Source organism: Priestia sp. JV24, from assembly GCF_025910025.1.
Taxonomy (GTDB): domain Bacteria; phylum Bacillota; class Bacilli; order Bacillales; family Bacillaceae_H; genus Priestia; species Priestia megaterium.
Window position 1 is genome coordinate 181,074 of record NZ_JAPCIN010000022.1, and the last position, 13,554, is coordinate 194,627.

Sequence of the window (13,554 nt, forward strand, 5' to 3'; positions counted from 1 at the left end):
GGCTAGGAACAGGCAGTGCTTCTAGCCGTTTTCGGGTTCATTTCCGCTTTTTTTTGCAATTCGCTTCTTCAGTAGACATAATATGGTAAGATAAATCATAGCTTACTCGTTATCGAAACTACATTAAGCTGCCGCTGTTAAAATAACGGCGATTCCATTAAAACAAGCATGAATGATCATACTTGGAAGCAGCGACTTTGTTTGTTCGTACACCCATGCAAACACGAGACCTGATAAAAAATTAACGGGCAAGGTATTGTACGTTGGAATATGCACCAGCATAAAGATAAACGAGCTTCCTACTAATCCAACGACAATCCCTCCTTTACGTTTTAGCCACGTATAAAAAAATCCTCGGTAGATAATCTCTTCATAAAAAGGTGAGATCACAGCGGCTGAAACAAAAGCAAGTATAAATGAAAACAGCGACAGGTCTTGCTGTAAACTGGCTGTTTTTTTATTTTCATATGTCATACCAAACCATTCCATTAGCACAACAATTGCCACACTTCCTAAGATCAGCACAAAAAGCCAAAAAAGAATGCGCGGCCAGTGCCGTTTTGAAAACGATTGAAAACCAATTTTTCTATCACCAGCCTGAACCATCAGCCCATACAGAGCTGATAAAAACACAGCTGCCATAACAAACCCAGTAGCTGTTCCAGCATAAAGTTCATTTTTAAACAGGGAATGTAAAGCATCCTGCAATATGCCTTCAATTAAGATAGGCACCCCAACAAATGTGACGACCAGCATAATTACGAATGATTTTATTGTCCATAATCCTTGATTTTTTTGTTTCAATTTACTTCGCCTCCCTTTTACATATATTCAGTGTAAAAGGTGACGTAACGTTACCTGCAAGCATTTTTTTGGAGGGGTTAAAAATGATTTATTTTTCTACTGGGCAAGCCGCTAAAAAATTAGGCCTCACGGTGCGTACGCTTCGTTACTACGATCAAATTGGCTTGCTTCATCCATCGTCAAAATCAGAAAATGGAAAACGCTCCTACTCAGAAACGGATTTAGTCACACTAGAGAAAATTACTTTGTTAAAAAACTTAGCCGTTCCTTTGCGAGATATTGAACTTATTCTTCACAAAGTGAGTATCGATGAACTTCTAGCCATTCATCAGCAAAAACTTCAGCAAAAAGCGATGGAAATTCAACAAGCTTTAGAACATACTCACACGCTTCGCAACAGTATAAAAATAGAAGGTGAATTAAACTGGAAGCAGCTCCTTCCTTTAGTTGACAATGAAACTAATGCCAAGAGCAGCTGGAATGATCTGCTTTCGGTTTCAATAGAAGAAAGTGAGATTCTGCAGCATGATTTGCCTAAAATGGAGAATGCGAGTGCCGGTAAATGGATTAACATCATAAAACGAGTTCAGCTTTGCTTAAAGCATCAGCGTGCATCTCAATCTGAAGATGGACAGCTAATTGCAGCTGATATACTGCTTTTATCGAGTAAGCTATTTGGCTCTCATACGACTTTAGAAAAAGCCTTTTGGGATGTTCGCAAATCTCCTGAGGCATCAAGTTCACTTAATCTCTACCCTATTGACAGCGAAGTCCTTCAATTTATTGAAGATGCGATTATTTTTCACGAACAACATGCAAAGGAATGAAGGTATTGAAAAAAGAAAAGCTGTTTGCTAATTCTTCTTATAAAAAATTATTTATTTCAAGCACTGCAGCAAGCTTCGGAGATTTATTTGATATGTTTGCGGTGATGACGCTTTTTACATACGTGTGGCACGCAAATTCCCTCTGGATTACGCTTATTCCTGTCGCGTACGCTTTACCTAGCATCCTGCTAAGTCAAGCAGCAGGAAATTTAGCGGACCGCTATGATAAAGTACAGCTGATGTTTCTGTCTGAACTAGTCCGTCTTCTGTTCACATGTCTGTTATTTTTCACAAATGAACCGCTTTTGGCACTTGGGGTGCTGATGCTGCGCTCTATGAGTTCTGTTATGAAAGTGCCCGTACAGCTCTCTTACGTTCGAGAAGTGGTCAAAGAAGATCAGCTGATGCAGGCCTCTACTTTACAAAACATTATGTTTCAAGTTACCAAAGTTGTGGGGCCGTTTCTCGGAGCCGCCGCGCTGACGATTACAACGCCAAAAGCATGCATTTTAGTTAATGCCGCAGCTTGTATGATTTCTATTGGCGTGCTGTTTTCACTTAAAAAAGCAGGTAAAAACATTCAAGGGCAAGCTGCTCGTTCTTCCCATCAAGCGAAAGAAACGTACTCAAACGGCTGGAAAATCGTTTTTCAGCACTCACTCCTTTTACGCGTCGTTATTTTGTTTCACCTTTCGTATTTTGTAGTGATGCTTGTTGACGCTCAAATTAGCATCTTTCTACGAGATGTGCTGCCTCACCATCCGGAAATGCTCGGCTGGCTGCTTTCTGGAATCGGACTGGGGGCGCTAGCAACAGGAGTGTATCTTAATAGAAAAAAACAGGTTCACCATCCATTTAGACTGTTATCATTTGGACTGCTTCTATTTGGAGGGGCTTTATTTTTCATTAGCTGCTTTAATCCAGCCGTTATGTCACGCTATTTCATTTTGATTGCTGCACCTATTGGAGGAGCCGGAGTTGGGCTTAATTTACTGCTGTTTAACTATATCGTTCAAACATACAGCGACAAGGAACACCTCGGAAAAGTGTACGGATTCATCAACACCTTAACGAGTGCCGTTTTACTTACTGCTCCTCTTCTTGGAGGCATGCTCGTAAAGCTTGCAGGTGCTCAGACGACTTTTTTAGCGGCGGCAATCATCATCGTAAGCGTTGGATTTGTGAGTATGCTGATGCCTCTGCGTGATAAACAGGAAAGAAACGTTCAGATTGACGCATAAAAAACAGCTTGAGGTTATACCTCAAGCTGTTTTTATAGACTCCTATTCATCAACCAGCGGCTATATAAATCAAAGCAGCTAATATGTTCGGTACTGCAATAGCTCCAAATCGTTTTGCATCTTCAACTCGGCTCACCTTGCGCGTCTTTTTGGATGAAAAGAATGTGCCTGTACTTCCTAGCACGATACTGTCAATAAGGTATGCCAAAGCTAAAACCAGTGATACTGCTCCCATTGTGCCTGACACAAAATAGAGATAGCTCCACTTTTCTGTAAAAGCAGCAAGGGCAAGAACAATCCCTACCGTCACGATACCTACTATAAATCCTTTTTTAATCATTGCATCCCTCTTCCCTTCCTGCTCCTTAAATTTTACCATATACTTCTTTTTTTGTAAGATATCTTACATTTCATTCTACTATACTCGCACCTTATGGTAAAATTAGTAAGAGAGGTGGTACATATGAAAAAACGTCAAGGAATCACGCTGCTTTTATTTATACTCGGAGCAGCCTCTATTTCTTTTGGGATGGCTTTAAAAAATATCTTTCCTTATTCCCCTGCAACCGGGTGGATTTTAGGAACACTGCTTTTGTTAGGAAACTCGTTTTATACGAGAAGATACTTACATAGAGAGTCAATTAAGAAGTAAATATACGCCCTGAGCCGTATATACAAACCTTCATTCGGTTATGGTAAAATAGATAAGCAAAAACTGGATGTAAGGAGATTTTGAGTTTGAAAACAGGATTAATATCTGGCATTATATCTTTAATTATTGTGATTATCATTTCTATTACAGCAGGCAACTGGCAGTATATTTACTATATTTCAGGCCCTCTTGGCATATTACTTACGGCAATTGCACTCGTAACCTTACTGGACACATTTCGATTTGAAACGAGAGGACCTTACTTTACCCCGGTCCGGCAGCGAGAGGATACCGAATGGATGAAACGTTTTATTATTGCAGCTGTCCCTCATTTAGTTGCTTCATGTATTTGTATCTTATTTTTATAGAAACCAAAAAGCCAATGAATGATCTTCATTGGCTTTTCTTTTTTATTATGTTAAATACCGCGCGACATACCGTAATAATCAATACGGTAATCCACAGCCCCTTCTGCAAATACATTTACAGCTGATTTGGAATCTTTTTTCGGGAATACCCGGGAAGTGAAGACAATTTTGCCGCCGTTTATATAAATTTCGACGATGCTTTTGTCGACAAATACACGAACATCGACTTCATTTGACGCTGTCCATTTTTCAGAGCGAACCACACCGTATTCCGTTGCATATTGATGGTGGAATGAAGAACGGTCGAGTCGCACTTCTTGCTTTTCTGTATCAAACACGAGGCGAAGCTCTTCTTCTTTACTATTAAATAGCTCTAAACCAAACTGTTTGGCCCCTATCTCGCGGAACGTCATATTGATTTCATATGCATTGTTTGTTGCTTCATCAATGATCACTTCTTCATTTTTTAGCGTTCCTCTAAAATGAACTGCTTGATCTCGAAGCTTATGTAACTCTTCTACAGGCTTTTGAACAAGTTCATTTCCTTCAAGCGAAAGCTCACGAGGAAGCGTTAAGGCATGGGCCCATCCGTATTCGTCTGACGGATAGTCAACGTCCGGGTTTCCAATCCATGCAAATAGCAAGCGACGTCCGCTTTCATCTTGGAACGTTTGCGGTGCATAAAAGTCAAACCCTTTATCAATTTCACGGTAATACTCCATTTCAAACGTTAAACTTTCCACATCAAATGTTCCCACCGCGTAAATTACATTGTAAATATTATAAAAATTGTGGCCATCCGCTTTGATTCCTTGCGGCGAAAAGACAAACACATCTTTTCCATCCAGTTTAAAGTAATCCGGGCACTCCCACATATAGCCAAAGTCAGGAAGCGATGTTTTAACTTCGCCTTTAAATGACCACTGAAGCGCATCGCTTGATTCATACACAATTAACGCGCCCGTTTCGTTTTCACGCTGAGCGCCTAGCAGCATATAATATGTATCATTTTCTTTCCATACTTTCGGATCACGCACATGTCCTGTATACCCATCAGGAACGCCTTGTACCGCTGGATTATGCGTGTATTTTTCCACACTTCCATCCCTGTTTAGCATCGCGATACATTGATTAGCTGAACGTGAGCCGTCTTCGTATTTTACATTCCCCGTATAAAACAGCAGCCCTTGACCATCTTTTTCAATCGCGCCGCCTGAGTATGCGCCGTGCGATTCATATTCTTCCGTTGGCGTTAACGCAACCGGAAGGCGTTCCCACGTTACTAAATCCGTAGATTTCACATGAGCCCAGTGCTTCATTCCATGCATCGCACCGTACGGATACCACTGATAAAACACATGATATTCACCGTTTAATTGAATCAATCCGTTTGGATCATTCATCAGCCCGTACTGTGGATGAATATGATAAATCGGCTGCCAGGTGTCTTTGATTGCTTTGTCTTTTAATGCTTCTAACTCTCCAGATTTTGCTTCTAAAATCGTTCTGTACTTCGATTCAGCCATTTCTTCAATCCCTCCAGCATCTAAAAAAAGAGAACGTATTCTCCTTGCCCTCTATGATATAAAATTTTAAGTGAAAATGCTACCAAAGAACGAATGTTGTCGTTTTCTTGTGTCGGATTTTATAGATAAGTTTTTTTCTGTTTTTATAGCAGAAAAGAAGGTTTTTCTGTCAGGTGGTTGAATACTATATACAATCAAATTTCACCAGCCTGTACGAGCGTCCGACGGCACTTGCACATTTTTTTAGCGAATCATTTGCGTTTTACAGGAAGTATTCAACAAAATGGTAAACCCTTCATATTACATATTATAAAAGGAGGAAATGTCATGACAAAAGAAAACGTAAAAGAAACAGTGGGTAAAGAAACAAAAGGTGGAAGCAAAGAGTTATTAGTCGGCACGTTAGTAGGCAGCGTAGTCGGTGTCACAACAGCTTTACTAGTAGCGCCAAAGTCAGGAAAAGAGCTGCGTGCTTCTATTCAAGACGGAGCGAATCAAGCACTTGCTAAAACAGGTCAAGTGAAAGAAACGGTATATGCAAAAGGCCAAGACCTCAAACAGCGCACGGCCCGCCTTTCACAAAAAGTCTCCGAACAATCTTCGCAAGTTGTCAACAAAGTGAAATCTCTGCGCACTGCTAAAGAACAGCCGCTTGCAGAAACGGCTGCAGCAGAAGAGCTTGAAACGACAGAAATCGTTCAAGATCCTGTTCTTGAAGCTGAAGCGGTGCAAGAAGAATTAAATACAATTACGCAAGAAGTAAGTGATTTAGAACAATCTGTCGATGAAACAAGACGTTAATAACAAGCTGTAGAGATATCTCTACAGCTTTTATGTATATTCGCTACCCTTCCTTCCACCCTTCAAAAAAATAGCCTGCGTACGGACACAGCTCTGATTCCGGCAGTTCTTCATAACGCTGTCCGCTGTAATACTTCGCCAGCACAATCTTAGGCTTAAAAGCCGCTACCCCTTCACTGTCTTCTTTCCCCGCTCCGCTTTCTCTCATCAAACAAAAAATATCCATTCCCGCAAACTCTCCGTACCCTTGATAGCACGACTCATAATAAACTTTACCAGGTGTCACCAAATAGCACTCCCGCTGCCACGACGGCTGTTTACTGTAGACACTCGCAATACTTATTCCACTCACTGCACACTTCCAGCTGCAAATTCCAACCATACAACGCCTCCAACGACTTGATAGTCTATTCATCTACAACTTTTGATGAAATCAAACATCTGTTGACATGTACAAAATTTTATCCTCCACCAAAAACCTATACTACCAGATATCCCGTCCCCTTGACTTCACCCCAAAAGTGTTACATCGATAGAAATAAAAAAGGTCTGATAAATCGACCATTTCTGGTGATTATCAGACCTCAAGTTTTTCTGCATTTGAGCGGCTTATTTGCTGTTCAAGCGATTTAGCCAGCAGTACGATTTCATGATCTACATATTTTGTTTTGATTTCTTCGATTTCCATTAATGTTTTAGAAAAGCTTTCTGCATTATTTCCCTGTCTGTGCTGCACATCTTTAAAGAAATCCAGCAATGCCTCGTTAGACTGCGTTGGACGGCTAAAATCAATCGTGTACATTTTGTACCCCAGTGTTAAATTTGTTGTAGTTGTCATAATTATTTCCCCCATTCTTCCTATAGTGATATATCTTCTATTCTTTACCCTTTAATTCCTTCTTTTTAACCTAAATTAATTATTTTTTTCAAAAAAACCTCCCATTATAAGAAAAAACATCCTTATAACAAGGATGTTAGAGTATTCTTCCCTTCGGTACAATTCCAGATGCAAAGTCATCTTTGAACTTAAAGCTAGCAGAATTGTTTTCCGTTAGAAAATGTATTTCCCATTTAAAGACCGGATATTCGGGCTTGTACATTTCGACTTTCTGATCGGGATTTTCTTCTAATCTTGCAATTACTCGTTTGAATCCTTCATATGCAATCCACCAATCGCTTCTAGTTTCATCGGTAATAAAACAAATAGAACCGTCAATTAAATGAAGGTTTTGCTTGATATCATCAGCATTTGTAAAATACGCATTTCCAAACGTTTGAAGACAATGATCGCAATAACCTGCTTTGCCTCCATCTTTATAAATCCAGTGCGCGATTGGCTCACTGCAGTCTTTACACGTATTCGACACTTCTTGGAGAAATGTTTTTCCGCTCCACTGTTCCTTTTCATCTTCAAAAACGGTCCATACTAAATAACTTTCCGTTTGCTCTGAAATAAAAAGGCGAAACGGCTCGTCTCGATGCCAAAAGTGAATATTTTGTTCATCTGATTCTTCAAAGTCAATGACAAAATTATCTCGTTCTAATATATGTCGAATAACATTGGTTAAAAAGGTAACATCCATATAAGGACCTCCCGTACTAAACGTGACTTCTAGTAAAAATAGCGTTTATGAGTTAAAACATATCATGCGTGCTGAAATAACGTCAACGATTACCTCTTGCTTTCTCCGAAAACTGGAAAAGAAATGGTCAAACGCGTTATAATGGTAGTCATGTTGAAACGGAAAGGAGATTTTATGAAGTTTACCGTTCAATCAACTGCACTTTTTCTTCTCTTTTTTATTTGTTTAAGCGGCTGTTCTGATAACGCCGAGCAGTCAAAAAAGCCGGCCGGCTATTTAGTTCAAGGGCGCATTTTAGAAGTGAAACGGGATGAAATTCTTATTGCAAACGTCATTCCGCGAGATACTGCGCTTGACTATACAACAAAAGAAATACTTGGTTCTAGCGATGTACAGCCTATTTATGTAAAAGTTTCGGATGATCAAACATACAAAAAAGGACAGCTCGTTAAAGCATGGCTCAAAAAAGACAAAAGCGTTCAGTATTCCGTTCCGGCAAAAGGCGAAGCTGTTGAAGTCAACATTTTAAAACAGCCGTAGAAAAGCTCCTGTTACGGGAGCTTTCTTCTTGTCAGCTGCCGTCCGGTCCGATTCATTTTATGCTGTTCAAAATCCCACTTTTCTAAAAAGCGCTTTGCTGATATATAACCAGATTCATATAAAAATTCAATTTCTTCTTCCTTTAAGGCAAAATCCGTTGCCGTAATCACCCCCGTTGGAATTTGCACCGTTCGTTCTTTTGTCTCCGCGTTCAAATACCGCAAATCATGAGCTTGCAGCATCGTGGTAAACATACTTTTAAATAGATGAACTGGCGTCGGAATAATAGCGGCTGTATCAATTTCTTCTTTTACAAATCGAAAACCAAACGTCGGGAAACGCGGATGCTCCGTATCAAACAGCCAAATTGGAAAATTGCTTAAAAGCGCTCCATCGACAATGTATGACCTCTTGAACCCTTTGGATTTCCAGATGACGGGACGAAAGAAAAAAGGAATGGACGCACTCATCATCACGGCTTGTGAAATCTTCATATCGCTTGGCTTCATTCCATATCGCGGCAAGTCGTCAGGCAGCACAAGCATCTGTCCGTTCGAAATGTCTGAGGCAATAATTTTCAGCTTATCTGCCGGCAAATCCGCAAACGTTTCGATTCCTTTTTCACGCAGCAGACCATACACCCATTTTTCCAAATAATCATTTTTATAAAAGCCTAAATGAACCATCAGTTCAATCAAGTTTCCAATCAGAGGAATTCGGTTAATGATCGTTTTCCCGCGAAACTTAGCATAGTCCATGTTTTGAAGCTCTCTGCGAATTTCACCGCTTTTATAGCCGCTCGCTAAAAGTGCCGCAATTAACGCTCCCGCTGACGTACCTGCTAGACGCTGCCATTCTACATTGCTTTCTTCCATCGCTTCAATCGCACCCGTGAATGCAATTCCTCGAACGCCTCCCCCTTCAAATACAGCATCTGCTTTCACATTTTTCCCTCCAATACAACTCTCTACTTTTTATATACCCTTTTTTTATATTCAGGGTTTCATTACTCCATACCTTTTATTTTCCCAACAAAAAAAGACTGTTTCTTTGATCGAAACAGTCTTTTCTTTACAGTCGCTTTATTACCATTCGGTAGTAATTCATTGTCAGCCAGTAGAAAAAGAAATAAATAATCCCGTATACTGCATCCGCTATTAAAACAGGGACTATCAGACTTTCACCGGTTAGATTCGTAATGACCTTAAGCGCAAATAGACTGTGCAAGATGCCAATTACTAAAGGCAAACCAAACGTAAACAGCTGCTGCTTTCGAACGGCGCTCATCATTTGAGACACTGAAAACCCAAGCTTACGCAGAACTTCAAATCTTTTGCGCTCTTGTTCGGCTTCGGAGATTTGCTTAAAATAAATAATACTGCCCGTGGCCATCAAAAAGACGAGCACTAAAAACCCTCCAATAAAAATAAACAATCCTTTACTCATTAAGCCTGCCTGAAACACATCATAGTATGAAGTACGGCTTTCGCCAGCTTCTTTTGCGATTTGATGATAGTTCTTAGTAAGTTCATTTTGTTTGTTTCCATCATCGGTATTAAATACGTACACCGCTTGCTTTTGTCCAGCTTTTAAAAGCTTGTTGAATGTATCGTGGTTGACTACAAACTGATAGCCGGCACTGTCAGAATCAAGAATGAGGAAAGGCTCGGATTTAACGACTTTTAAAGCAAGCTGTTCTGATTTGTTCAGCTCCACAGCTGCGGTTTTACCTGTACTAGGTTTAAACACTTTTCCTTTTGCCATTGAATCAAAAATAACGGTTTCGTTTGCGCTTAGCGCAGGGACCGAAACGCCATTCTTTCGTACTTCTTCTTCATCTAAAAAGCTGATTTGTTCCCTATCTTTATAGTAGCCCGATGTAATAAATCGAAAATCCGATAAATCAGCAGAGTGCTTCACGATATGATACACATACTGATTTGATTGGATATCTAAATCACGCAGCACTTTCATAAAGTCTTCCGCTGCTTTTTTGCTGTGCAGCGTATAGTCATAAGGCTGCATGCTTCTGGCGTCGGCTTTTGTATTATAGTACGAGGAATACGTCACACCAACTGCCACAAGTGTAGTAGCCGACAAAATCGTAATTAGGGTTAACACTCGTGCATTTGCTTTAATTCGATACATCATAGTAGAAACGCTTAGCATATTTGCAAACGAATAATATCGGCTTGCATGCTCTCGGTAAAGCCCCATCAGCCACTCAATTGTGGCTTTAAAAAGTAAAAATGTACCGAAAATGACCGAGAACAGTACAACGGCTACAATTAGAAAAAACTTAGGTGTCACAATGTTTCCCGATGAAAGGTAGTATCCGTAGCCAACGAGTAAGATACCCAGTCCTCCCACTACAATTGAGCGTTTCGAATTCATTTTATTTACGCGTTCACTTTTGCTTTCTGCTTGAAACAGATCTAATAGCGTATAGCGGTACATAATAAAATAGCCTTGAAACGATATAAAAATGGTAACAATCAAAAACACTACGGCTGTTTTTAAAACCGCTTGAAAAGAAAATGTGAGCGTAATCGAAAGCGACAGTCCCATAAGCTTTAGTAAAAACAGCACAAACAGCCTTGAAAACACGGTACCTAGTAAAATACCGACCACCAGAGAAAAAATCCCCAGCAGCATATTCTCATAAAAAATCATTTTTCCAATCGTACGTTTTTCAATGCCGACTAAATGATACAGCCCGAGCTCTCTCTTACGCTGCCCGATAAAAAATGAGTTTGTGTACCAAATAAAGACAACAATAAAGGTAAGCAGAACGTAGTTTGAAGCATTAAAAATGCCCTGCAGCCTCAGCTCTTCTCCAATAACCTTTGAAATCGATTGGTCGTACTGAAGCGTAGCAAACACATAGTACACAATAATACTAAAAATCATTGAAAAGAAATAAAGGCTGTACCGGCTAATATTTTTGCGCATATTCTTTTTAACAAGATCAAATACGGTCATAGCCTTCACCGCCTAATGCGCCTTGAATGTTCATAATTCGTTTAAAAAATGCTTGTCTCGTTTGTTCGCCTTTAAACAGCTCCGTGTAAATTTGTCCGTCTTTAATAAACAGCACGCGGCTGCAGTAGCTTGAAGCCAGCGGATCATGCGTCACCATAATAATCGTGGCACGGTCTTCTTGATTTAATTGCGACAGCTTTTCAAGCAGGCTTGAAGCAGCTTTGGAATCAAGAGCTCCGGTAGGTTCATCGGCGAAAATAACAGCTGGATTCGTAATCATTGCTCTCGCTGCTGCAACGCGCTGTTTTTGTCCGCCAGAAATCTCATACGGATACTTATCGGCCAGCTCATAGATGCCTAGTCGCGTTGCGGTGTCTTTAAGCTTCGCTTCCATCTCTTTCTTAGACATTTTTATAACCGTAAGCGGAAGAAGAATATTTTCTTTTACCGTTAACGTATCCAATAAATTATAATCTTGAAAAATAAACCCTAAATGATTGCGTCTGAAAGCAGACAGCTTCTTATCTTTCATGAGCGCCACGTTTTCTCCTTGAATCCATATTTCGCCATCGGTGGGACGGTCAATCGTTGAAAGAATGTTCATCAGCGTCGTTTTTCCCGCTCCAGATGGTCCCATAATACCAACAAACTCTCCTTCTTCGATTGTAAAATCAATTCCTTTTAGCGCTTCGTATACATTTCCTCTTGATCCAAACGTTTTGGTTACATTTTTTCCTTCAAGAACAATGCTCACTTTTCCTCCTCCTTTCGTTCTTTTGTAGGCCACACGCTTTTCACTCGCTGCGGCAGCTCATTCTTTGTTATAACGTCATATTTCCGAACTTCATTGCCTCGAACGAAAAGGTCAATAACCGTTCCTTCTTTTAACTGTTTAATCGTTGTAAATGTTTGAAACGTTGTTTGTCCTTTTTCATTTATCACTGAAATTGTATATTGAACTCGTCCATACTCATCCACTTTTTTTGCTTCTTTTGGGATCATCCCGTATTGATGCTCCGTTGCGGCTTTTTGATAAATCTTTATTCCTCCTATACCTGCTCCTACAACCAAAAGCAGAGCTAAGAGGCTAATCCACTTTCGCTTCATGTACGTTCCCTCCTTGTGTATAGCTCTATCTTACTTTGAAACAAGGAAAGATTCGTTTGAAGCAGATGACAATCTCAGCGTGCAATCTTACATTTTTGAAAGGTTATCAAAAGAATTCGGTTTGTAGAAGGTCAGAATCACCGTGGTTCCTTCGTGTAAAAGTGAATTCACCTCTATTCGATGGCCAAGAGCATCTGTAATTTTTTTTGAAAAATACAGCCCTAGCCCCGTAGCTCCCTTCGTTTTTCTTCCCGCATTTCCTGTGAATCCTTTTTCAAAAACCCGGGGAAGATCTTGAGTTGGAATCCCTTTTCCTTGATCAGCGATAAATAACTTTACGTACTTTGGCGTTTCTTCACTAAAAAAAGAAAGCTTTCCTTCTAGAGGGCTATATTTAATGGCGTTAGACAGCACTTGCCTCACAACAAACTGCATCCACTTTGAATCAGTGTACACCAGTATGTCTAGATTTTTTTCATCAATATGCAGTTTCTTTTCAATACACCATTTTGAGAAGTACGCAACGTTTGGAAAAACAAGTTCGCTTAGCGACACTGCCTGCACCTGATAATCTTTTTCTAAGTACTGCAGGCGTGCAGAATATAAATTCTGATCTACTAATCCGTCAATTTTCATCCACTCATCTTCAATATCCTTTAGCCAAGGCCATTTATAAAGCTCTGTACGATGAGCATTAATAAGCAGCTTCATCGCAGTAAGCGGCGTCTTGATCTCATGAACCCAAGTCGTTACATATTCCTGCTGCTCTCGCTGCTGTACGTGAAGAGCATGAGTTTGTCTGCGATATACACGATCTATATGCTGCAGCAAACTCAGCATGTCTTCTTCTGCTTTTGTTCGAACATATGGCTGCATTTCTTGTAAATCGTACGCATCATTCCGCAGCATTAAGCTCAACTTTTTCAGAAATCTTCTTTCTTTTATTCCTCTCCATAAAAGAAACAGAATCAGCAGACACAGCGTTAGTAGATTCAAATACCAAAACGAAGTGGACGACACCTTAATATCATACTCAAGTAGCAGCAGAGCATCGATTACACTCAGCCATATAAGAACAAATAAAATCCAGCTTAGTCTTTCTCTTAAAAAACTTTTCCACATC

17 protein-coding genes are annotated in these 13,554 nt (G+C 40.0%); 6 read left to right on the forward strand and 11 right to left on the reverse strand.

Annotated features, from left to right (window positions below; translation table 11 throughout):
- Positions 1-123 precede the first annotated feature (123 nt).
- Complete coding sequence (locus OK414_RS20165) at positions 124-804, reverse strand: CPBP family intramembrane glutamic endopeptidase (RefSeq protein WP_034649635.1); 681 nt, start codon at positions 802-804, stop codon at positions 124-126.
- Between the two features lie 83 nt (positions 805-887).
- Here OK414_RS20165 and OK414_RS20170 point away from each other — a divergent pair, with 83 nt between their 5' ends.
- A complete protein-coding gene (locus OK414_RS20170; protein WP_263044980.1) occupies positions 888-1,631 on the forward strand; it encodes a MerR family transcriptional regulator in 744 nt (247 codons plus the stop codon).
- Positions 1,628-2,872, forward strand: a complete 1,245-nt coding sequence (locus OK414_RS20175; protein WP_263044981.1) for an MFS transporter — start codon at positions 1,628-1,630, stop codon at positions 2,870-2,872. Before OK414_RS20170 ends, OK414_RS20175 begins: the two co-directional genes overlap by 4 nt.
- 49 nt (positions 2,873-2,921) lie before the next feature.
- Here the strand turns inward: OK414_RS20175 and OK414_RS20180 are convergent, their stop codons facing one another.
- Positions 2,922-3,212: a DUF5316 domain-containing protein gene (locus OK414_RS20180; RefSeq protein ID WP_263044982.1), complete on the reverse strand. Its 291-nt coding sequence runs from the start codon at positions 3,210-3,212 to the stop codon at positions 2,922-2,924.
- Between the two features lie 123 nt (positions 3,213-3,335).
- On the opposite strand from OK414_RS20180, the gene OK414_RS20185 reads away from it, so the two are divergent.
- Positions 3,336-3,524, forward strand: a complete 189-nt coding sequence (locus tag OK414_RS20185; RefSeq protein ID WP_263044983.1) for a hypothetical protein — start codon at positions 3,336-3,338, stop codon at positions 3,522-3,524.
- Between the two features lie 86 nt (positions 3,525-3,610).
- Positions 3,611-3,892, forward strand: coding sequence for a hypothetical protein (locus OK414_RS20190; protein WP_028414975.1), 282 nt, complete (start codon positions 3,611-3,613; stop codon positions 3,890-3,892).
- Positions 3,893-3,942: 50 nt separating this feature from the next.
- On the opposite strand, the gene OK414_RS20195 is transcribed toward OK414_RS20190, so the two are convergent.
- Positions 3,943-5,418 carry a glycoside hydrolase family 32 protein gene (locus OK414_RS20195; RefSeq protein WP_034649623.1) on the reverse strand — a complete coding sequence of 492 codons (1,476 nt, stop codon included), beginning with the start codon at positions 5,416-5,418 and terminating at the stop codon, positions 3,943-3,945.
- Between the two features lie 327 nt (positions 5,419-5,745).
- Between OK414_RS20195 and OK414_RS20200 the strand changes: the two genes are divergently transcribed.
- On the forward strand, positions 5,746-6,219 hold the full coding sequence (locus OK414_RS20200; RefSeq protein WP_013058548.1) for a YtxH domain-containing protein: 474 nt from the start codon (positions 5,746-5,748) through the stop codon (positions 6,217-6,219).
- Positions 6,220-6,262: 43 nt separating this feature from the next.
- Here OK414_RS20200 and OK414_RS20205 read toward each other — a convergent pair whose 3' ends face one another.
- The 3 genes from OK414_RS20205 to OK414_RS20215 all read right to left on the reverse strand — a co-directional run bounded on the left by OK414_RS20205 (position 6,263) and on the right by OK414_RS20215 (position 7,802).
- The gene (locus OK414_RS20205) at positions 6,263-6,601 is read right to left on the reverse strand and encodes a hypothetical protein (protein WP_034649620.1); all 339 of its coding nucleotides are present in this window, start codon (positions 6,599-6,601) and stop codon (positions 6,263-6,265) included.
- A gap of 195 nt (positions 6,602-6,796) precedes the next feature.
- Entirely contained in the window at positions 6,797-7,057 is a 261-nt protein-coding gene (locus OK414_RS20210) for a hypothetical protein (protein WP_016765166.1), read from the reverse strand.
- A 136-nt stretch (positions 7,058-7,193) separates the two neighbouring features.
- The gene (locus OK414_RS20215) at positions 7,194-7,802 is read right to left on the reverse strand and encodes a hypothetical protein (protein ID WP_095378623.1); all 609 of its coding nucleotides are present in this window, start codon (positions 7,800-7,802) and stop codon (positions 7,194-7,196) included.
- 174 nt (positions 7,803-7,976) lie between these two features.
- On the opposite strand from OK414_RS20215, the gene OK414_RS20220 reads away from it, so the two are divergent.
- Positions 7,977-8,342 (forward strand): DUF3221 domain-containing protein, encoded by a 366-nt coding sequence (locus OK414_RS20220; RefSeq protein WP_034649615.1) that lies wholly within the window; start codon positions 7,977-7,979, stop codon positions 8,340-8,342.
- A gap of 11 nt (positions 8,343-8,353) precedes the next feature.
- Here the strand turns inward: OK414_RS20220 and OK414_RS20225 are convergent, their stop codons facing one another.
- The 5 genes from OK414_RS20225 to OK414_RS20245 form a co-directional block, all read right to left on the reverse strand.
- Positions 8,354-9,286, reverse strand: a complete 933-nt coding sequence (locus OK414_RS20225; RefSeq protein ID WP_095378624.1) for a patatin-like phospholipase family protein — start codon at positions 9,284-9,286, stop codon at positions 8,354-8,356.
- A 127-nt stretch (positions 9,287-9,413) separates the two neighbouring features.
- Positions 9,414-11,324: an ABC transporter permease gene (locus OK414_RS20230; protein WP_263044984.1), complete on the reverse strand. Its 1,911-nt coding sequence runs from the start codon at positions 11,322-11,324 to the stop codon at positions 9,414-9,416.
- On the reverse strand, positions 11,311-12,078 hold the full coding sequence (locus tag OK414_RS20235) for an ABC transporter ATP-binding protein (RefSeq protein WP_013084541.1): 768 nt from the start codon (positions 12,076-12,078) through the stop codon (positions 11,311-11,313). Before OK414_RS20235 ends, OK414_RS20230 begins: the two co-directional genes overlap by 14 nt.
- Positions 12,075-12,431: a YxeA family protein gene (locus OK414_RS20240; protein ID WP_263044985.1), complete on the reverse strand. Its 357-nt coding sequence runs from the start codon at positions 12,429-12,431 to the stop codon at positions 12,075-12,077. The genes OK414_RS20235 and OK414_RS20240 overlap by 4 nt, the downstream gene beginning before the upstream one ends.
- A gap of 87 nt (positions 12,432-12,518) precedes the next feature.
- Positions 12,519-13,553, reverse strand: coding sequence for a sensor histidine kinase (locus tag OK414_RS20245; RefSeq protein WP_034649604.1), 1,035 nt, complete (start codon positions 13,551-13,553; stop codon positions 12,519-12,521).
- Position 13,554 lies beyond the last annotated feature (1 nt).

Coding starts and splice junctions, on each gene's coding strand:
- OK414_RS20170 (WP_263044980.1), top strand. CDS start 888: ATGATTTATTTTTCTACTGGGCAAGCCGCTAAAAAATTAGGCCTCACG.
- OK414_RS20175 (WP_263044981.1), top strand. CDS start 1,628: ATGAAGGTATTGAAAAAAGAAAAGCTGTTTGCTAATTCTTCTTATAAA.
- OK414_RS20180 (WP_263044982.1), bottom strand. CDS start 3,212: ATGATTAAAAAAGGATTTATAGTAGGTATCGTGACGGTAGGGATTGTT.
- OK414_RS20185 (WP_263044983.1), top strand. CDS start 3,336: ATGAAAAAACGTCAAGGAATCACGCTGCTTTTATTTATACTCGGAGCA.
- OK414_RS20195 (WP_034649623.1), bottom strand. CDS start 5,418: ATGGCTGAATCGAAGTACAGAACGATTTTAGAAGCAAAATCTGGAGAG.
- OK414_RS20200 (WP_013058548.1), top strand. CDS start 5,746: ATGACAAAAGAAAACGTAAAAGAAACAGTGGGTAAAGAAACAAAAGGT.
- OK414_RS20205 (WP_034649620.1), bottom strand. CDS start 6,601: ATGGTTGGAATTTGCAGCTGGAAGTGTGCAGTGAGTGGAATAAGTATT.
- OK414_RS20210 (WP_016765166.1), bottom strand. CDS start 7,057: ATGACAACTACAACAAATTTAACACTGGGGTACAAAATGTACACGATT.
- OK414_RS20215 (WP_095378623.1), bottom strand. CDS start 7,802: ATGGATGTTACCTTTTTAACCAATGTTATTCGACATATATTAGAACGA.
- OK414_RS20220 (WP_034649615.1), top strand. CDS start 7,977: ATGAAGTTTACCGTTCAATCAACTGCACTTTTTCTTCTCTTTTTTATT.
- OK414_RS20230 (WP_263044984.1), bottom strand. CDS start 11,324: ATGACCGTATTTGATCTTGTTAAAAAGAATATGCGCAAAAATATTAGC.
- OK414_RS20240 (WP_263044985.1), bottom strand. CDS start 12,431: ATGAAGCGAAAGTGGATTAGCCTCTTAGCTCTGCTTTTGGTTGTAGGA.
- OK414_RS20245 (WP_034649604.1), bottom strand. CDS start 13,553: ATGTGGAAAAGTTTTTTAAGAGAAAGACTAAGCTGGATTTTATTTGTT.